This is a genomic window from Pseudomonas sp. G5(2012) (assembly GCF_000408945.1).
Lineage (GTDB): Bacteria > Pseudomonadota > Gammaproteobacteria > Pseudomonadales > Pseudomonadaceae > Aquipseudomonas > Aquipseudomonas umsongensis.
In genome coordinates this window covers 19,902-40,055 of record NZ_APIO01000016.1, presented here as the reverse complement: position 1 = coordinate 40,055, position 20,154 = coordinate 19,902, and the positions used below count along the sequence as shown (strand labels likewise).

17 protein-coding genes are annotated in these 20,154 nt (G+C 60.9%); 11 read left to right on the top strand and 6 right to left on the bottom strand.

The features are described 5' to 3' along the window. The 9 genes from PG5_RS33250 to PG5_RS06460 all read left to right on the top strand — a co-directional run. Window positions 1-144, top strand: a 144-nt coding sequence (locus PG5_RS33250; RefSeq protein WP_043090689.1) for an aldehyde dehydrogenase family protein, incomplete at its 5' end; no start/stop codon positions are given. 238 nt (window positions 145-382) lie between these two features. Continuing rightward, window positions 383-1,753, top strand: coding sequence for an ethanolamine permease (gene eat / locus PG5_RS06495; RefSeq protein WP_020796301.1), 1,371 nt, complete (start codon window positions 383-385; stop codon window positions 1,751-1,753). A gap of 111 nt (window positions 1,754-1,864) precedes the next feature. After that, a complete protein-coding gene (locus PG5_RS06490) occupies window positions 1,865-3,259 on the top strand; it encodes an ethanolamine ammonia-lyase subunit EutB (protein WP_020796300.1) in 1,395 nt (464 codons plus the stop codon). Next, window positions 3,256-4,092 carry an ethanolamine ammonia-lyase subunit EutC gene (eutC, locus tag PG5_RS06485; RefSeq protein WP_371106601.1) on the top strand — a complete coding sequence of 279 codons (837 nt, stop codon included), beginning with the start codon at window positions 3,256-3,258 and terminating at the stop codon, window positions 4,090-4,092. Before PG5_RS06490 ends, eutC begins: the two co-directional genes overlap by 4 nt. Window positions 4,093-4,208: 116 nt before the next feature. After that, on the top strand, window positions 4,209-4,670 hold the full coding sequence (locus tag PG5_RS06480) for an N-acetyltransferase (protein ID WP_020796298.1): 462 nt from the start codon (window positions 4,209-4,211) through the stop codon (window positions 4,668-4,670). Between the two features lie 203 nt (window positions 4,671-4,873). Beyond that, window positions 4,874-5,530: a DedA family protein gene (locus tag PG5_RS06475; protein ID WP_020796297.1), complete on the top strand. Its 657-nt coding sequence runs from the start codon at window positions 4,874-4,876 to the stop codon at window positions 5,528-5,530. 4 nt (window positions 5,531-5,534) lie between these two features. Then, window positions 5,535-6,347: a zinc-dependent peptidase gene (locus tag PG5_RS06470; RefSeq protein ID WP_020796296.1), complete on the top strand. Its 813-nt coding sequence runs from the start codon at window positions 5,535-5,537 to the stop codon at window positions 6,345-6,347. 113 nt (window positions 6,348-6,460) lie between these two features. Next, window positions 6,461-6,988, top strand: a complete 528-nt coding sequence (ppa, locus tag PG5_RS06465; RefSeq protein ID WP_020796295.1) for an inorganic diphosphatase — start codon at window positions 6,461-6,463, stop codon at window positions 6,986-6,988. 229 nt (window positions 6,989-7,217) lie between these two features. Then, the gene (locus tag PG5_RS06460) at window positions 7,218-7,964 is read left to right on the top strand and encodes a S24 family peptidase (RefSeq protein ID WP_033045470.1); all 747 of its coding nucleotides are present in this window, start codon (window positions 7,218-7,220) and stop codon (window positions 7,962-7,964) included. Between the two features lie 404 nt (window positions 7,965-8,368). Here PG5_RS06460 and PG5_RS06450 read toward each other — a convergent pair whose 3' ends face one another. The 6 genes from PG5_RS06450 to PG5_RS06425 are packed head-to-tail and all read right to left on the bottom strand — an operon-like array spanning window position 8,369 to window position 18,558. Next, window positions 8,369-9,181, bottom strand: a complete 813-nt coding sequence (locus tag PG5_RS06450) for a YfaP family protein (protein ID WP_020796292.1) — start codon at window positions 9,179-9,181, stop codon at window positions 8,369-8,371. 3 nt (window positions 9,182-9,184) lie between these two features. After that, window positions 9,185-10,816, bottom strand: coding sequence for a DUF2300 domain-containing protein (locus tag PG5_RS06445; RefSeq protein ID WP_020796291.1), 1,632 nt, complete (start codon window positions 10,814-10,816; stop codon window positions 9,185-9,187). Window position 10,817: 1 nt separating this feature from the next. After that, window positions 10,818-15,374, bottom strand: coding sequence for an alpha-2-macroglobulin (locus PG5_RS06440; RefSeq protein WP_042955251.1), 4,557 nt, complete (start codon window positions 15,372-15,374; stop codon window positions 10,818-10,820). Continuing rightward, window positions 15,371-16,021, bottom strand: coding sequence for a DUF1175 domain-containing protein (locus tag PG5_RS06435; protein ID WP_033045475.1), 651 nt, complete (start codon window positions 16,019-16,021; stop codon window positions 15,371-15,373). Before PG5_RS06435 ends, PG5_RS06440 begins: the two co-directional genes overlap by 4 nt. Continuing rightward, the gene (locus PG5_RS06430) at window positions 16,006-17,733 is read right to left on the bottom strand and encodes a DUF2138 domain-containing protein (RefSeq protein WP_020796288.1); all 1,728 of its coding nucleotides are present in this window, start codon (window positions 17,731-17,733) and stop codon (window positions 16,006-16,008) included. Before PG5_RS06430 ends, PG5_RS06435 begins: the two co-directional genes overlap by 16 nt. 36 nt (window positions 17,734-17,769) lie before the next feature. After that, window positions 17,770-18,558 carry a YfaP family protein gene (locus PG5_RS06425; RefSeq protein ID WP_020796287.1) on the bottom strand — a complete coding sequence of 263 codons (789 nt, stop codon included), beginning with the start codon at window positions 18,556-18,558 and terminating at the stop codon, window positions 17,770-17,772. Between the two features lie 464 nt (window positions 18,559-19,022). Between PG5_RS06425 and PG5_RS06420 the strand changes: the two genes are divergently transcribed. Both PG5_RS06420 and ispA read left to right on the top strand, forming a co-directional pair. Continuing rightward, window positions 19,023-19,265 (top strand): exodeoxyribonuclease VII small subunit, encoded by a 243-nt coding sequence (locus tag PG5_RS06420; protein ID WP_007970180.1) that lies wholly within the window; start codon window positions 19,023-19,025, stop codon window positions 19,263-19,265. After that, entirely contained in the window at window positions 19,262-20,149 is an 888-nt protein-coding gene (ispA, locus tag PG5_RS06415) for a (2E,6E)-farnesyl diphosphate synthase (protein WP_020796286.1), read from the top strand. Before PG5_RS06420 ends, ispA begins: the two co-directional genes overlap by 4 nt. Window positions 20,150-20,154: the final 5 nt, after the last annotated feature.

The window sequence follows — 20,154 nt, the reverse complement described above, 5'->3', positions numbered from 1 at the left end:
CACCTGTACCCGGCGCATGCTGCGTTCGGTGGCTACAAGAAGTCCGGCGTCGGCCGTGAAACCCACAAGATGATGCTCGACCACTATCAGCAGACCAAGAACCTGCTGGTGAGCTACGACATCAATCCGCTGGGCTTCTTCTAAAAGACCGGGGGCGGCACGGGATTTCCGTGCCGCCTCCCCACCGCCTTCGCGAGCAGGCTCGCTCCCACAGGGGTTTTGTGGGGCCGACCCCGCGCACTGTGGGAGCGAGCCTGCTCGCGAAGGCGTCCCTAATGACACAGCACAACTGCCCTTGGCCGCTCTGGCACGGCCTTTGCGTGCCCGCAATCCACCCAAACGCAGCACCCGAAAGTCCAATCAAAAAGGCCAGCGAGGACTTATGACAACTACCACACAGCTCAAACCCACACTCGGCACCCTGCATTTATGGGGCATTGCCGTTGGCTTGGTGATTTCCGGCGAGTACTTTGGCTGGAGTTACGGCTGGGGCACCGCCGGGACCTTGGGGTTCCTCGTCACCGCCCTGATGGTGGCAACGATGTATACCTGTTTCATCTTCAGTTTCACCGAGTTGACCACGGCGATTCCCCATGCCGGCGGGCCATTTGCCTACAGTCGGCGAGCCTTCGGTGAAAAAGGCGGATTAATCGCCGGTATCGCGACCCTGATCGAGTTTGTTTTCGCGCCGCCGGCCATCGCCATGGCCATCGGTGCCTATCTGAATGTGCAATACCCGGAACTGGACCCGAAAATCGCCGCCGTCGGCGCCTACTTCGTGTTCATGACCCTCAATATTCTCGGCGTCAGCATCGCCGCCACCTTCGAACTGGTGGTGACCGTGCTGGCCGTCGCCGAACTGCTGGTGTTCATGGGTGTGGTCGCGCCTGGGTTCAGTTTCAGCAATTTCGTGCTCAATGGCTGGTCTGGCTCCAGTGAATTCACTATTGCGTCCATTCCCGGCATTTTCGCCGCCATTCCCTTCGCCATCTGGTTCTTTCTCGCCATCGAAGGCGCCGCCATGGCCGCCGAGGAAGCCAAGGACCCGAAACGTACAATTCCCCGGGCATACGTCAGCGGCATCCTGACCCTGGTATTCCTGGCCATCGGCACAATGGTAATGGCCGGTGGCGTCGGCGACTGGCGTCAACTGGCAAACATCAATGACCCGCTGCCCCAGGCCATGAAAGCGGTAGTCGGCAACAATTCGACCTGGATGCACATGCTGGTCTGGATCGGCCTGTTTGGCCTGGTGGCGAGTTTCCACGGGATCATTCTCGGTTACTCGCGGCAATTCTTCGCCCTGGCCCGCGCCGGTTACCTGCCACGCAGCCTGGCCAAGCTTTCGCGTTTCCAGACCCCACATCGGGCGATCCTGGCCGGTGGCGTGATCGGCATTGCAGCGATCTACAGCGATGGCCTGGTCAACCTGCAAGGCATGTCGCTGACGGCGGCGATGATCACCATGTCGGTATTTGGTGCCATCGTCATGTACATCATCAGTATGCTGAGCCTGTTCAAACTGCGTAAAACCGAGCCGAACCTCGAGCGCACCTTCCGCGCACCGGGTTATCCGATCGTACCAGGGATCGCGCTGTTCCTGGCGCTGGTGTGCCTGGTCGCGATGGCGTGGTTCAACACCTTGATCGGCCTGGTCTTCCTTGGCTTCATGGCGGCCGGCTACCTGTATTTCCAATTGACCGCGCGGCAGCGCTCCGAAGCACCGGCGGACGCTATGCTCGAAGGTATCTAGCAGCCCGGCACCGCCCTATTAAGGTGCATACCACCCCCCCTGTAGGCGCTGCACTCGACAGCGCCTACAAAGGATAAGCAGTGAATTTGAGTTATTTAGAGGACACCGCCCATGGCCGTTTATGCCCATTCCGTCGGCGCCCAGACCTACCGCTTTGAAAACCTCAAGGAAGTGATGGCCAAGGCCACCCCGGCACGCTCCGGGGACTATCTGGCCGGCGTCGCCGCCCTCAATGACGGCGAGCGCGTCGCTGCGCAGATGGTGTTGGCCGACATCCCGCTGAGCCACTTCCTGCAGGAAGTCCTGATTCCCTATGAGACCGATGAAGTCACCCGACTGATCATCGACACCCACGATAAACAGGCTTTCGCAGTGGTCAGCCATCTCACTGTCGGCGGTTTTCGCGACTGGCTGCTCAGCGACGCCGCCGACGAACAGGTCCTGCGCGCCCTCGCCCCCGGCCTGACCCCGGAAATGGCGGCTGCCGTGTCGAAGATCATGCGCGTACAGGACCTGGTGCTGGTCGCGCAGAAAATCCGGGTCGTTACGCAGTTCCGCGGCACCTTGGGCCTGCGCGGTCGCCTGTCTACCCGCCTGCAACCCAACCACCCGACGGACGAACCGGCCGGCATTGCCGCGAGTATTCTGGATGGCCTGCTGCACGGAAACGGTGATGCCATGATCGGCATCAACCCGGCCACCGACAGCATCGCCTCGATCTGCGCCATGCTGGAAATGCTCGATGCGATCATCCAACGCTACGAAATCCCGACCCAGGCTTGTGTGCTGACCCATGTCACCACCTCGATCGAAGCGGTCAATCGCGGCGTCCCCCTGGACCTGGTATTCCAGTCGATCGCTGGCACCGAGGCGGCCAACGCCAGCTTCGGCATCAATCTCAATGTACTCCAGGAAGGATACGACGCCGGCTTGAGCCTCAACCGCGGTACGCTCGGCAAGAACCTGATGTATTTCGAAACCGGCCAGGGCAGCGCCCTGTCGGCCAATGCCCACCACGGCGTCGACCAACAAACTTGCGAAACCAGGGCTTACGCCGTGGCCCGCCATTTCAAGCCGTTCCTGGTGAACACCGTAGTCGGGTTCATCGGCCCCGAATACCTCTACAACGGCAAGCAGATCATCCGCGCCGGCCTCGAAGACCACTTCTGCGGCAAGCTACTGGGCGTGCCGATGGGCTGCGACATCTGTTACACCAACCATGCCGAGGCCGACCAGGATGATATGGACACCCTGTTGACCCTGCTCGGGGTCGCCGGGATCAACTTCATCATGGGCATCCCCGGTTCCGACGACATCATGCTCAACTACCAGACCACGTCGTTCCACGATGCGCTGTACGCCCGCCAGACGCTGGGGCTCAAGCCTGCACCGGAGTTCGAGCAATGGCTGGCGAAAATGGGCATCTTCACGCAGCCGGACGGCAAGGTCCTCTTCGGTAACAGCCTGCCGCCGGCCTTCCGCCAGGCCTTGGCGCAATTGGGATGAGTGTCGATATGGAAAAACCACCTTTTGATCCGCACAACCCGTGGCTGGAACTGCGACGGCTGACCCCCGCACGCATTGCCCTGGGCCGCACCGGCACCAGCCTGCCGACCCGCGCACAACTGGACTTTCAGTTTGCCCACGCCCAGGCGCGAGACGCGGTGCACTTGCCGTTCGATCATGTCGCCCTCAGCGAGCAATTGGCCGAATGCGGTCGTGACAGCCTGTTGCTGCATAGCGCTGCAACTGATCGCAACAGCTATCTGCAACGCCCCGATCTGGGGCGAAAATTGAGCGTGGAGTCGGCAAAAAAACTGCGTGAATACGCCGCAGCCAATCCTAGGGGAGTCGATCTCGCCATCGTGGTCGCCGATGGGCTGTCGGCATTGGCTGTGCATCGCCACACACTGCCGTTCCTGGCACGCTTTGCAGAGCAGAGTTCAGCCGACGGATGGTCTATGGCACCGGTGATACTGGTAGAACAGGGCCGGGTCGCGGTAGCCGACGAAATTGGCGAACTGTTGGGTGCAAAAATGACCGTGATCCTGATCGGCGAACGCCCTGGCCTGAGCTCTCCAGACAGCCTGGGATTATATTTCACCTACAATCCAAAGGTCGGCCTGACCGACGCCTATCGCAACTGCATCTCGAATGTACGCCTCGAAGGCCTGACTTACGGCATGGCGGCACACCGTTTGCTTTATTTGATGCGCGAGGCGTGCCGGCGACAGTTATCCGGAGTCAACCTGAAGGACGAAGCGCAGGTGCAAACGCTGGAGTCAGACGCAGGAGCGGACATTAAAGGAAATTTCCTACTGGATTCACCGCAAGCCTGAACCGCTTCCGCATTGCACTTTCTCATCCTTTTCAGGCAGGATCGATGCACGGCTGCCAGTGAGTATCCTTTGCCGCCAAAGCACGTGAAGACAGCCACTTGAAGACGAGAACTACCATGCGGATTATTCAAGCGACCCTCGAACACCTGGACCTGCTCACCCCATTGTTCGTCAAATATCGCGAGTTTTATGGCTCCCTGGCGTACCCGGACTCGTCCCGGGCGTTCCTCGAGAAACGCCTGCGGCGCAAGGAATCGGTGATCTACCTGGCACTGTCCGATGACGACAGCAACAAACTGTTGGGCTTCTGTCAGCTGTACCCCAGCTTTTCTTCGCTTTCGCTCAAGCGCGTTTGGATCCTAAACGACATCTACGTCGCCGAAGACGCCCGCCGCCAGTTGGTCGCCGACAACCTGATCCGCACCGCGAAGAAAATGGCCAAGGAAACCAACGCGGTGCGCATGCGCGTGTCCACCAGCAGCAACAACGAAGTGGCACAAAAAACCTACGAATCCATCGGATTCAAGGAAGACACCGAGTTCAAGAACTACGTATTGCCGATCAGCGACGAGTTGTAAGGAAAAAAGATCGCAGCGTTCGGCCGAAGGCTGCGATCTGGTTCTCGCAGAAATCCCCTGCTACAAACCCTACGCGCTTTTCACTTCCCAGCCCGTATAATTCCGTTCTTTCCGGCTTGTAAGAAAAACTACCTCCTGTCTGTAGTCTTACGCGAAGTCATCCGCAGGCCTGCCGAACCGGGCCGTTACCACAGGTGCCGTCCATGGATTTCAACCCGCTCGATCTCGTCCTGCATCTCGATGTCTACCTCGATTTGCTGGTCAACAACTACGGGCCATGGATCTACGCCATTCTCTTCCTGGTGATCTTCTGTGAAACCGGCCTGGTGGTCATGCCTTTCCTGCCGGGAGATTCGCTCCTGTTCATCGCTGGCGCCGTCGCGGCCGGTGGCGGGATGGACCCGGTATTGCTGGGCGGCTTGCTGATGCTCGCGGCGATCCTCGGAGACAGCACCAACTACATCATCGGACGAACGGCGGGCGAACGATTGTTCAGCAACCCGAACTCGAAGATCTTCCGGCGCGACTACCTGCAACAAACCCACGATTTCTATGACAAACACGGCGGCAAAACCGTGACCCTGGCGCGTTTCCTGCCGATCATCCGCACCTTTGCCCCCTTTGTCGCCGGCGTCGCGAAAATGCCTTACCCGCGCTTCTTCGCCTTCAGTGTGCTGGGCACGGTGCTCTGGGTCGGCGGCCTGGTCACCCTGGGTTTCTTCTTCGGCAACGTACCCTTCATCAAATCGAACCTGTCGCTGCTGGTGGTCGGCATCATCCTGCTGTCGCTGGTGCCGATGATCATTGGTGTCGTGCGCAGCCGTTTTGGCAGTTCGAACTCCAAAACCGCATCGCGCTGACAGGATGTGGTCCCTTGCCGCCTGGCGACGTCGACGCATCCTGGCCAGGCACCCGATAGCCGACGACATGTGGCAGCGGGTGCGTCATCACCTGAGTTTCCTGGATGGCATCAGCGCCGCCGAAGACCAGTGGCTGCGTGAAGCCTGCGTACTGTTTCTGCAAGACAAACACCTGACCGCCCTGCCCGGTGTCGAGCTGCATCAGGAACAACGCTTGCTGCTCGCCGCCCAGGCGCAACTGCCGTTGCTGCATCTGGGCGACCTGAACTGGTATCAGGGCTTTCACGAAATCGTCCTCTACCCCGACGACTTCCTCAGCCCCCAGCGCCATCGCGACGCCAGTGGGGTCGTGCACGAATGGGACGGCGAGCACAGCGGTGAAGCCTGGCAGCAAGGGCCGATCATCCTGGCCTGGCCCGGGGTCATGGCCAGCGGTGGCTGGGAGGGCTACAACCTGGTGATCCACGAACTGGCGCACAAGCTCGACATGCTCAATGGCGATGCCAACGGCTTGCCCCCGCTGCACGCGAACATGCGCGTCAGCGACTGGGCCAGGATCATGCAAGAGGCCTACGACGACCTCGACCGCCAACTGGAGCGCAATCCAGACGCCGAGACTGCCATTGATCCGTATGCCGCGGAAAACCCGGCCGAGTTTTTCGCCGTCACCAGCGAATACTTCTTCAGTGCCCCGGATTTGCTGCACGAGGCTTATCCACAGGTCTACGAGCAACTCAAGCTGTTCTATCGCCAGGACCCGCTGGCGAGGCTGCGGCAACTTCTGGCCGAGAACCCGGTCTATCAGGCACACGACTAAGGTCTACACGACCTCTGGTACGTGGCGTCGCCGTAGGAATATGCCTATAATCGCCGCCACTTTTTGGTCAATCCGGCCAAGTGTTTCTGGTCAACTAACGGGGGCAACGCCCAATGAGCTACAGCAAGATTCCGGCTGGCAAAGACCTGCCGAACGACATCTACGTCGCGATCGAGATTCCGGCCAACCACGCGCCGATCAAATACGAAATCGACAAAGACAGCGATTGCCTGTTCGTTGACCGTTTCATGGCCACCCCTATGTTCTACCCGGCCAACTACGGTTACATCCCGAACACCCTGGCAGACGACGGTGACCCCCTCGACGTGCTGGTCGTAACCCCTTACCCGGTTGCTCCAGGTTCGGTGATCCGCGCTCGCCCAGTCGGCATCCTGAACATGACCGACGATGGCGGCGGCGATGCCAAAGTGATCGCGGTTCCACACGACAAGCTGTCCCAGCTGTACGTCGACGTGAAGGAATACACCGACCTGCCTCCACTGCTGATCCAGCAAATCGAGCACTTCTTCGCGAACTACAAAGATCTCGAAAAAGGCAAATGGGTGAAAATCGAAGGCTGGGACGGCGCAGACGCCGCCCGTGCTGCGATCACCCAGTCGGTTGCCAACTATAAAGGTTAAGAGCAGCTGCAGGCTTTGAGCCATCAGTTTCAAGAAGAACCCCGGTTGATCCGGGGTTTTTTTTGGGCGCCTGTAAAGCCGCTTTAAACAGTTTGTTTATCTCGCCACATCCCAAGGTTTTCATGTTTATTTTTTACCCAACACGTCTCACATCCAGTCGTAAATTTCCCGCGAAATTTGAACGGGACGTTTATTCAAACCCCTGACCGGCGCCAGTAGACTCCCGGTCATGAAAAAGAACACTAGCGGCCCTCGGTTTAAAGCGCTCCTTGAAGCAGCGAACATCACGACGACAGGATTCGCCGAATTCCTGGATACGGCTCCGCAAAATGTACACAACTGGTACAGCCGCGGCGTGCCCGCCCACTGCATGGAAGAAGTCGCCAGGAAACTCTCGGTCAACAGCGACTGGCTGAAAACCGGCGAAGGCTTGAAAGACGCCAGGCACTTGCGCCTCCTCGACGACTCCGGCAACACCTTCGACGCCCAGGCGATCCGAGGTGTCTACACCGTGGTCGAACCCATCGACATCGAATTGCCGTTCTACAAGGAAGTGATCACGGCCCCCGGCTCCAACAAGACCCACGTCATCGAAGACCGCGAACAATGCCTGCGCCTGCCCCGCAGCCACCTCGACTTCCTGGAAATCAATCACACCGACGCCATCGGCGCCGCGATGATCGGCAACAGCATGGCCGAGAAAATCGATGACGGCTCCACCCTGGCGATCGATCGCGGGCTGACCCAGATTGTCGATGGCGAAATCTACGCTATCGAACATGACGGCATGCTGCGAATCAAATACCTGCACCGACTGCCGGGCAACTCCCTGCGCTTGCGCAGCCATAACCGCGCGGACTACCCCGATGAAATCTTCAGGCCCGCGCAAATCGAAGAGCAGAACATCAGGGTACTGGGCTGGGTGTTCTGGTGGTCGACACTGAACAAACGCCGGCCACCGCTTCCGTTTCTGTAGGAGCGAGCATGCTCGCGATGGACGTCAACGATTACGCGGGAAATCTGGCACCCCGCAGCGTTCTCCGGTTTTTCGCGATCATGCTCGCTCCTACAAGAGCTAGCGAACAAACACCAGACCACCCAATTCGCCCACCCAGGAACCCCATCTCACACACCAAGCTGGGAATTTCACAAAAAAATCAGTATGCTGCGCCCCACATTTGCGCATCGACCCGCCAAGCGGCCCTGATCGCACCGACAAGGCAGATGACTTTCTCGCCAAGTCCCACAGCCGGACGCAAGATCCGGGTGTACGTTTTGAAGGCTGGCGCGGTTTACCAAAAATGAACCAAGCCAGTCCCCGAGAAGCCGGCCACAAGCCGGCTTTTTATTGCCCGTAATAATGTCATCCGCCAGTTTCTCTCACGGATAACTAAACGATTTCACCAACGTCAGCTCCCCCACCGCCCGCATCGGCACCAGAAACGTCTCCATCTTCTCACTCGGCGTCCCCTCCTCCGTAATCACCGTCACCTGCGCCGTCGTCAACGGCTGAACCGCATCTTCCTGCCCTTCCTCATCGCTGCGATACCCACCGCCAAAGTAATTCACATACACCAGATACTGCCCCTTGATCGGCGCGGGCATGGCGAAGATTTCCGGGCCGTAGCCGGTGGTGACGTCGACATCGAGTGCGGCGCCGTTGGCCACGGCGCGGTCGCCGTACCAGATGTGGGCGCCGTCGGGGGTGATCAGGTGCAGGTCGAGGTCGGTGCCGTCGCTGTCCCAGGCCAGCAGCACGCGTAGTTTGGCTGGAGTTGCTCCACCACTGGCGTTGAGGAATTGCACGCGGCGGTGTTGCTGGCCGTCGGGGCTGCGGACTTCGACGCTGTTACTGCCACTGGGGAATGAGAACGGTCGATCGAAGCCTCCCGCGGTATCGATTTTCAGCGGCATGCTGACGCCGTTGACGATTAGTCGGCCGGGTTCGCCGTTCTTCGGCACGGCGTTGATCTGACCTTTGATACGTGCGGTGTTTGCCTGTCCCGCCGGGGTGTTCACCGATGAGGCCGGGTAGTTGACGATCTGCCGAAAATTTTCGCCTTCCCCTTCGGCGGCGCCGGTTCGCCAGCCGCCAGAGGGGGTGTCGAGTTTGACGCTGTCGGCGGCGGTTGCCGGGGATAACAGGGCGAGCGCGCAGAGCAGCAGCAAGACCTGTGGATAACGATCTGTCATGGCCTATTCCAGCAAGAGGTGGCGGGCGAGCCCTTCGATGTAGGTTTCATCCTGGCCGTTGGGGTGCGCTTCGAAGGCCAGGTGCAGGTATTCGTGGGTCAGGTCGAGGCGGTCCTGCAGCGAAAGCACGCCGCGCGCGTAGATGCGCTGGCGTTCACGGTCGACGAAAGGACGGCCGAAGGCCAGGCGACATACGGCGAAGGTGCTGACTTCGTTGTAGCCGGCTTCGCTTTCAAGACGGGGGCGCCAGCCGCGGCGTTGCTTTTGCAGCCAGTCTTGCGCGGCGGGCAGCGCCTCGCAGGAAGCAACAGGATTATCCCAGCGGCTGAGGCTGGCGCGCGGGTATGCGTGGAGCAGGACGGCGTCGTAGCGCTGGCCGGCGTTGGCTTGGTCCACGGCAAGTTGCCAGGACAATCTGTCGAGGCCTGGCTGATTGGAGTGGTAGGTCACGGTGCTCCCGGTGAGCACCAGGTCGCTGGTCCAGGCGGCGATGCTGCGTACCTGCGCCGTGGCTGGGCGTGGGGCGACGCGCTGGTGCTGACTGCTGTCGTCGATGCTCAGGCAATCACCGCGGCGCGTGGCGTTTTGCAGCAGGTAGGTGCGGATGGCCACGGCCAGGGCCTTGGCGGCCTCAACGGGTTCGGCACTGGCTTCACGCTGCAGGACTCGGGCGACGTACTCTTCGCGATCGAGGCGGGCGACCAGTTTTGGTGAAGGGCTGTCGTTGAGTAAAAACAGGTCGCCGTCACTGTGGATATCCAGTTGGTTGCCGTTGACGAACTCGACCCGGTAATCGCCCCGCAACAGGCCGGACGACATGACACGGTCACCTGACATGACCCGCTGCAGTGGATAGCGGGAGAAAAGATCGACTTCGACACACTTCCCCGCCTCCACCGGCCAGGACGTGGGCAGCACCACGGACAACGCCTGGGCGTAATCGCGCAGAACCCGCTGGCTGGTTCCGCGTCCTCCCGCCCAGATCGGCGTGCCATCCGTCGTCCAACCGGCGAATCCACCCTGACGCGACGCTGTATCCCGATCCCCGAGCCAGCTCCAAGTCTTCACCCGCAAGCGGCTGCCGAGTTCGCCCACGACGTTGCCATCCGCCGCGTTCAATAGCACATCCAGCAATACGCGACGCGCCTGGTCCTGCGCCGGCATCAGCGCCAACATGCGCAACAATTCCACCACCGAAACCCGGGTGGCTGGTTGTAATGACGGCAAATCCAGCAGCCACTGCGGTGACTGTCGTACCTGCCAATACGCCCGCCAACCAGAAACATCGATACCCAATCGCGCCGGCTCGAAATACAGCCCGCAGGATTTCACCAACGCCTGATCCCGATCGATCTTGCCACCGGCGGTACAACAATAGACTTCTTCCTTCGACTGCCCGCGACACTCGTACGCCGGCTCACGCGCGCCGGTGTCCACCAGCCAGGCGTACACAAACAACTTCCAGACACTGCCCAGGGGCGCCTGCAAACTGTCGGGCAAAGGTTCGCGCGACAGCACCTGCGTTCGGCTCAACGTCAGCAACTGATCCTTGAAAGCCAGGCGCAAGGGATCTTCCTGCGCACTGACCAGCGCGGGAATCAGACACAGCAGCAACCAGACCCAAGGCCGATACATATCAGTGAACCGTCAGCTGACCGAGCGCCGGTTTCTGCTCCTGAGCCTGATGCTGTGGCGCGTACACCTGGGTAAAACGCGCCGGCGGCAGGCTGAACTGGCCTTTCTGCGGGAAGCGCACCAGGTGACGCAAACGCAGTTCGCCGCTCAAGGCATCCACCGGCACTGCATAGGCCATTTGTCCGGGCTCGAAACGGGCCTTCTCCAGCGCCGAAGGTTCGGTCCCGGCCTTGCCCATGAGCTTGATGCCCCAGGTCGTGCGTTCGACATCCGCGCCCGGTGGCAGCGGCACTTCGAGCAGGTCGTAACGCAAGGGTCTGGCGGCTTTGCTGGTCAGGATCACTTCGTCCAGATACAGGTTGTCGCTGGACAAGGGAGCACTGCCGACAGGCTGCAGCTTGAAGGTGAAGGCTTCATCGCCCGGCACCAGTCGCGACAGGCGACGGGTGATGGTCACAGGCAGCGGATCGACCGCTGGCTGTTTGCTCTGGAAGCTCAACGCGGCGCTCAGTGGACGCTCCTGCGCACCGCTCAGCGACAAGACGCCGGGGACCTGTGCGCCTTGCCATGTCCAATAGATTTCACCGGTCGCGCCCTGCTCCTGCGTCCAGCCGTCACCCGGTTTCAAGGTCACAGCCGGCGCCGCCTGTTCGATGTTGCGTTGTAACCAGGTCAGTGCCAGCGCACGTTCCAGCGTGGATTGCTGTGGCAGTAACCGAAGCAACAACGCTTGCGCATGCGCCTGATCGAACGGCTGCAGCGATGCATTCAGCGCCTCGGCAAATGGCTCGGAGCTGGTGGCCAGTCGCTGCTGTGCGTCAGCCAATTGCCGCTTGAATGCGGCTGGCAGAGCGACCTTCGATTGCCCCGCCAGCGAGGCGGTCAATGTGCGCGCAGCAGCCAGGCCCAACGCCGAATCCGGATCAGTCATGACCAGGCTATCGCCAGCCACGTCCATGACGTTTGCGGCACTGCCCTCACCGGCGCGCATCAGGTCCTCCATCAATCCGGTGAGCAAAGTCTCGACCGGCAATTGCATCTGTCTGGCGAACGACAGGATCAGCGCCCGTTGCAACAGCGGCGTGTTCTTCGCCTGTTTCGCGTACACCTCCAACACTCGCTGCCAGTGCTCTGGGGGTAAGTTCAGCTCCATTACCCGGCTGGCGTGCCAGTCGGCGTAATAGGCGTAGGCGGTAAGAAACGCATCCGGTTCGCCGTCCAGGCCCCACCAAGTGAAGCTCGCCGAAGGGCCGGCCATTTGCACCAGGCGCAGGCGGCTGTTCTGCATGATCAGGCGCAAGCGATCGCGGACCTGCGGGTTCGACGATAAGGCTGGATAGGCGATGCTCAACGGCAGCAATTGACTGGCGGTCTGTTCGACGCCGCCGTACGGATAGCTCAGCAGATCATCGAGGGCAGCACGGAACAGTGCTTGCGGGCTGTCGTCCAGACGCAGACGGATATCCGTTGCATCCGCTGGCAGGTTCAGCGGCGTATCCGCGCCAGCTACGTCCAGGCGTTGGCTTTGCGTGACTTGCCAGCCTTCGCCGGTTGCGCTCAGGTGCACGGTCAAGGCATCGACGGTTTTACCGTCCTGCACTAGTTCCGCGCTCCATTCGCCATTGACCAGCCCGAATGCCGGCAGCGGTATGTAGTTGATGCCGCTGTCGAGCGTGACGGGAACCCGCTGTTCGCTGCCCGCGTAATGAATCACCAGCTCGGCCTTGACCTGGTTTTGCGCCTGGCTGAAAGCAAACACACCAAGATCCGGTTTGTCGCCGGCGCGGAATCGAGTCGGCCCGCTCCACTTCAGGTACAGCGGTTTCTCCGAGCGCACGAACTGCTTCTTCTGCCCGACCTGGCCGCCATCGGCGATGGCCCGGGCGGTGATGCGCCAGCGGGTCAACGAGTCCGGCATCTTGAAAGTGAAGCGGGTCTTGCCACTGGCATCGGTCACAAGCTCCGGTTGCCAGGCCGCGGTGTCGACGTCTTCGCGACGCGGGCGCTCCAGCACCTTGACGCCCCGCTCACTGCGGTTGGCCTTGCCCGGCGCGCCAGGGCTGCCAGGCAGCGCGACGTCGTAACTGATGAACGACAGACTGGCGCTGGTGCGCACGTTGTTGCGGCGCGGATGGTAGAAGAACTGGTCGATGGACGGCGCGATTTCCGGCTGCAAGGCATAGACCATCTCGTCGACCACACTGACCGTCAGATGCGCCGGGATCGGCTTGCCGGCGAACTGCGTGCTCAGGTCGACCGACACGGTTTCACCGGGTCGGTAGGTCTCTTTGTCAGTGGCGATGGCCACTTCGATCTGCGGCGTGATTACCTTGATACCGGCGTTCTGGAAACTGTACTGACCACCCTTGGTGTACAGCACCGAGAACGTCAGGTTCGGCGCGAAGCTGTCCTGCACCGCAATGCGTGCGCGGTATTGGGTGTCGCTGAGTTTTTCCAGCTTCAGCCAGTCGCCGCCCTTGGACAGCAGCGCCGTGGCCTCGACCTTGTCGCGCTCCAGGGACAGCAGCGCATCGCTGATCGGCTCGGGAAAAGTGATCAGCGCCAGCGCTTCATCGCCAGCCTTGTACTCGGGTTTGTCGAGGACGATTTCCACGGTTCCCGGTACCGCCTTGACGCCCTCGCCGGTGACAGAATGGCCGGTGGCACCGAGGGTGCGACCATGGTCATCCTTGAGCGAGAGGTTGTAAGTACCGGGACGCTCGAAGGCCAGGCTGAAGCCCTTGTCGGTTGCCGCGAGCTTGCCCTCGCCGGCGCTTTGATCCTCCAGGCGTACCCAGCCGTAGCTGGCAGGCGTGACCGCTGCGCTCTGCTCGCTTTGATTGACGTAGCTGAACGCAACCTTGTCGCCCACCGCACTGAAGCGCCGCGGCGCACTCAGGCGAAAATTCGCCGCGCCGCGGTCAATGAGGATTTCCTTGGTGGTCTTGACCCGATACGCCGCGCCATCGCTGGCGAACACGGTGAGCATGTAGCGACTCGGTTTCTCGGCGGCTGGCAAATCGACAACGGCATTACCCTTGGCGTCGGTGGTCGATTCGGTGCTGGTCAGTTCCACCGGAAATTGCCCCAGGTATTGCAGCTCGTTGTCGACCATCGACAATTGCTGGGCACGCAGGCTCAGGCTCAACTTGGCGTTGGCCACCGGCTTGCCGTCCGGATAGAGCAGCACCAGGTTGCCCTTGATCGGTTCGCCGGTGCGGTAATCCTGCTTGGCCAGGTTCAGGGAAATTTCGAAGTGCGGCTTGATGTATTCAGCGACGCGAAAGGCACTGCTGTAGGCCTGATCCTTATAGTTGAAACGCAACTCGTACCCACCGGCCACAGCATTGTCGGGCAACTGGAAACGGCCTTGGGTACCGGCCTTGGAGTCGAGCTTCAAGGCCAGGGATTGCAGCGCCGTCCCGGTCGCATCCAATACGGTCACGTTAACGTCGGCTGCGACGGGCTGCACCGAATCCCGGGCGTTCTTGAACTCGCGCCCGACGATTTTCAGCGACACCCAATCCCCCGGTCGGTACAGCGGGCGGTCAGTGAAAGCAAAGAGTTTGGTGTCGTAGATTTCGCTGTCGTAGTAGAAGTTCTCCGAGACGAAAACGCCGCCCTCTTCATCCTCGCCAATCACGAATGAGCGCTCGGGACTGACGTGTTTCAGGCGCAGCAAACCATCGGCATCGGTTGCACCGCTGCTCATCACACCCAGGCCATCGGTCCACAGCACGTTGACCTTGGGCACCGAACTGCCTTCGTGTTTACGCGCAGCCCACACCAGCAGTTCATCCCCGGCAATCTTGCTGACCGCCACGGTGTTGGAGACGAACACCATGGTGGTCGCGCGGTACTTGCCGATCAGCGCTTCCACCAAATACAGGCCTGGTTTCAAGTTGCCCAACGGGATGTAGACGTTGCCCGGCGCCACACTGACGAACTCACTGGAAGACCCGGCGAGGTTCACGCCTTCAGGCGGCTGGATCGGTTTGGCTTGCCACAGCGGGTAGCGGAATTGGCTGACCACCGGCAGGCCCGGAATCAGGGCGAATTGTGACTGCGCGTCGTAGGGCGTTGGCGCGGCCATGGCGTTGCCCATCTTCAACTCCGGCACTTCTTCGGTGACTTGTTTACGCGACTCGTAGGAAAACGCCCGTTGCATGACCCGACGAGATTTGCGGTACCAGTTGTCCCACAAGTAGGCGAGCGTATTCGACAGGCCTTCGCCCTTGAACTGGCCGTCACTGACGACCCGGTGCAGGTTCTTCTGGCGCTTGAGAAAGTCCAGCGGCTTGTCGATGCGGTACACCCGAATGTCGGCACCGCCATAGGGTTCCATGCGCAAGCGACGGTAGTCGCGACCCGGCGCTTCAAGGCGGACCATCGCCTGTTCGTCGCTGGCAAAACTGCTGTCGGCCAGCAGGAAAAAACTTTCACCGGCCACCGGTGTATAGCCGCTGGGTTCGACAGCGTCTTGGGCGTTGACCGTCGAAAATGGAAGCACCAACGCCAACAGCAGAGGCAGAAAACGCAGCATGCGGGCACCCATCATTGGGAGAGAAAATTCAGTCGATAGACGCCGATGAAGTTGGGGTTGGCTGCATCGGGTATCCATCGGGTGTCCTTCCATGTCATGAGTTGTTGCAGGCTTGCCGAACGCATGCCGTTGTCGGTGGGAGTAGTGGTGCCGGTGTGATAGGCGATGTAGCGGCCCATCCAGATCATCAGGTGCTGGTCGTCGCCCTGGTCGAAAAACATCAGGTCGCCGGGACGCGCCTGTGCGATATCGCGGCCAACCAGCTGGCTGTTGAACTGGATCAGCTTGATCGCATTGACGTAGGGCCCGACCTTGCCACCACCTTGCTGCCATTGCTGGGCCAGCCCGCGCTGACCCGCACTCAACTCCAGTTCCGGCGGCAGGTAGCGGTTGGACAGGCCATTGCTGCGCAGCCATTTGTCGTCATGGACTTTCAGCGCTTCGTTGGCGGCAAAACGCACCAGGCCCGCGCAGTCCTGCTGATACCAGCGCGGGCTCGGCCCCCGACTCAGTTGCTCCTGCGCGATGCGCACGAACCAGGCGCGGAACACCTGGGATTGCTGCGGATCAAGCGCCGGTGTTTCGATCGCTCGGGCGCCCGCGCTCAACAGCAAAGCGAGCACGCCGAGGCTGCGGATCAGTACGTTCACAGGGCTTTCCATTGCAGCGGCAGCCATTGCCAGTGGCCATCGGGTTCGGTGCCCTCGGGCAGGGTCAGGGCGTACTTGCCGTATCCGCCGAGCTTGCGCAATTTGGGGATCAGGTAGGTTTGCGCCGCGTTGTAGAACACCGGTTCCATGTCTTGCGGCAGGCTGTCGAGGGTTTCGCGCTGCATCAACTGCGCCATGGCGTCCGGGCCGAAGTACACCGGCATCAGCAGGTCCTTGGGCACCACGTCGGCCATCGGCGGGAAGCGTTTGTCGAGGGTGCCAAGGGCCTTGTCCAGCAGTTTGTCATCGAGGGAAAACAACAGCGTCGACCCGTGGCGCGCCAGGCTGACGTTCATGAAAGCCTGGCCGGTGATCGCATCGGGATTCGCGGCATCCTTGGCCGCATACGGACCGAAACGGGAGCTGACCTGACGCTGCCACTGGCGGTTGTCACCTTGCTGTTTCTCAATCACCGGGAACACATGCTCATCGACCTTGCCTTCATAAGCGCCGACCATCGAGCCGAACAGCCTGCCCAGTTCGCCATCGAGGCTGGCGCTGTCTTCATCCTTTAGGCTGGCGACCAGCAGTGGTGTGTACAGCCGCGAATCGGCGTACCAGCACAGGCCCGCCGCACCGGCCATGTGCTCGGTCAACGCCTGGGCCGCAGTCTCGTCAGCACCGAGCTTGAGCAGCAGCGGCTTCTGTTGCTCGGCAGCCAGCGGCACGGCCACGCAAGCGCTGGCGCCCATCGGCATGGCTTGCCAGATCGGCTTGAAATCAAAGTCCGGCTGATCGTCCAGTTCATCCATGGCCAGGAAGCTGTGCCAGCCCTTGTCATCCATGTCGAAGCGCAACCCGGCGAAATTCGGGATGAAGCGCTGATACCCCATGGCGAGCACGCTGGCATTCACCGACAGTCGCTGCTTCACTTCCGGCGCGCGGGGTTGCAAGCCAAACGCTTCGGGGAACAGTTTGTCGCCGTTGAGCAGTGCGGCGATGGCTTGGGTCGAGACACTGCCCGACTCCTGCGTCGCTCCACTTTGCGGATCGTAGAGTTTGGTTGGATTCGACAGCACCACCAGTTTGTCGCCATGGGAGGCAAACAGCAGCGCCTTGCTGGCGTTGTAGCTGAGCTGATAAAGCGCCACGTCGTCGTTGCCGACTTTCACGTCTGCGAGTTTGCTCAACTGCGAATCATCCAGCGCCACTTTGGCCAGCGGCTCCAGCACCTTGGCCAGGCCACCGCGATCCATCACCAGCAGGAAATCCTTGAGCCTGCCATCCGCCCCGCGCCACAACGCAACGTCCGCCGGTTGATCGAACAGCTGCTCGATCAGCGTGTCCTGCAACTTCAGCTCATGCTCGTAGATGATCCGCCGCAAGCTGCCGATCAGCCCGAGGCGATCGGCGTGGGTTTCGTAATAGAAGACGAAATCTTCGGTCAGGGTTTCCTTTAGGAACGGTACCGCCAGCAGGTCCCTGGGCAACTGGCTCAAGGAGTGGGTCTCGAGCAAGCCATCGGGGCGACTCATGCCGAGTTTTTCCGCCGCCAGTTGCGGGGCCGGGGCTTTGCTTTTCAGCATCAGCCAGCCCATGCCAGCAGCCACGCCCACGACCAGACACAGCCCGATCACAATGGCCCGGACATTTTTTCCTGCCCAATAGCGGGACGGCTTGGGGCCAGGTGTTACAGCGGCCGGGGAAACAGTGTCATCGCTCATTTCACAAAACCCGAATTCATCCGTGGAGCGGGATGCTTAATAGTTGAAAGTCTTGACCAGCAGCAGGTCACCGATTGCGCGCAGGGGCACGATGAAGGTTTCGCGTTTTTCGTCGACGGTGTTTTCGTTGAGCACCAGGTTGATTTGCGACGTAATGACCTCGTTCTGATTGCTGGTCTCATCGAAGTTATAGCCGCCGCTACCGAAGTTGCCCCAATAGTTGACGTAAACCAGATAGGTGCCATGCAGCGACGCGGTCATGGTGAACATTTCCGGGCCGGGGCCGTCGACGCCGTCCGGGTCGAGGCCACCACCATTGCTCATCGCCGGCCGTGCCCAGAACGCGTGCTGGCCGTCGGGGGTGACGATGTGCAGGTCAAGTTCGGCTTTTGGATCGTCCCACCCCAGCACCACGCGAATCCGTGCGGGCGTGCGTAAATTGTTGGCTTCATAGAATTGCACGCGTTTGAGCGACTGGCCTTCGGCGCTGCGCACTTCGACGCTGTTGGAGCCGGCTCCGAATGCATAGGGCCGGGCAAACCGGCCCTGATCGTCGGTGTACAGGTTCAACGGATTACCGTTGACTGCGAGCGTGTGGGGTCCGCGCTGGGCACCGATGGCCTTGAGCTGGCCCTGGATCATCGTGCGATTGCGCTGCACACCACGGTCGATGGGTGGCGTGGGATAGGCGACTTGCGGGTTTTCCGTACGGTCCAGCAAACCGTTGAAGCGCCAGCCGCCCACCGGCTCCGACAGCTCGGCACTGGGCGCGGCCAGGGCGGGCGCACAGGCCCAGCCGATCAGCAGCAAAAGAAATGAGCGCATGTGATGCCTCCTGCCATGCATGACGAAACCTTGCGCCTGATCCTCGGCGCGTTACAGATGCGGGTACTGCGTTTCGTCTGAAAGACCCATGAATAGCGGGTCGTCGATGGCGCGAAGGTTAGACGTGCGGGTGTTTTTTAACAATCGGATGCGTCCGGATTTGCGGGGAGAGTCACGGTGAGCCGATTAACGCTTCTATTCGGCTCACAAAATGAGCCGAATCGCCACTCACTTTGTGGCGAGGGGATTTATCCCCGTTCGGCTACAAAGCAGTCGTAAATCCGGACAACGCATACAGTCGGAACAGACGTCAGGGGCCGCTTCGCAGCCCAACGGGGATAAATCCCCTCGCCACAGGACTGGTTCCTCTCAGGAAACGGTGGCTGAAACACCCCGCTCATTTGCCCATAAACCCCCTATCTGCTAGTGTCGCGCCGGTTTAACGTCAACCGGAAATCGCCGCCATGGCCCGCAAAAAAGCTGCACTGGATTTCGAACAGTCCCTCGCTGACCTGCAAACGCTGGTAGAGCGTCTGGAGAATGGCGAATTATCGCTGGAAGACTCGCTGGCCGCTTTCGAGCAAGGCATCGGCCTGACCCGCGATTGCCAGGCGGCGCTGGCCCAGGCCGAGCAAAAGGTTCAAGTGTTGCTCGAGCGTGATGGCGAGTTGGCCGAGGAACCCTTCGACGCGGATCAACCAGAATGATTGCAGCGTATTCAGCGACCAGCCAGGCCCGCGTCAACGCCGCCATGGAAACCCTGTTCATCGCGCCAGGCCCTGAGCTGGTGCGCTTGTACGACGCCATGCGCTACAGCGTGATGAACGGCGGCAAACGGGTGCGCCCATTGCTGGCCTACGCTGCATGCGAAGCACTGGGCGGCAAGGCGGAGCAGGCCAACGGCGCGGCCTGCGCGGTGGAGCTTATCCATGCCTATTCGCTGGTGCACGACGATTTGCCGGCCATGGATGATGACGATTTGCGTCGCGGCCAGCCGACTACGCACAAGAAATTCGATGAAGCCTGCGCGATCCTCGCTGGCGATGGCTTGCAGAGCCTGGCGTTCAGCGCCCTGCTCGACCCGCGCCTGAGCAACGTCGACGCCGAGATCCGTCTTGAAATGGTCAGCACACTGGCATTGGCGGCAGGTCCGGCGGGCATGGTCGGCGGCCAGGCCATCGACCTTGGCTCGGTAGGCCTGAAGCTCGATCAACAGGCGCTCGAATACATGCACCGGCACAAGACCGGCGCGCTGATCGAAGCCAGCGTCAAGCTCGGCGCCCTGGCCAGTGGTCGCGCCGAGAAGGACGAACTCAAGTCCCTGCAGACTTATGCACAGGCCATCGGCCTGGCATTCCAGGTCCAGGACGACATTCTCGACGTCGAAAGCGATACCGAAACCCTGGGCAAACGCCAAGGCGCCGACATTGCCCGCGACAAGCCGACCTACCCGGCACTGCTGGGCCTGGACGCCGCCAAGGCCTATGCCCTGGAACTGCGCGATCAGGCGCTGCATGCGCTGCGACCGTTTGACGCGGCTGCCGAGCCCCTGCGTGAACTGGCCCGCTACATCGTCGAGCGACGCAACTGACGGCG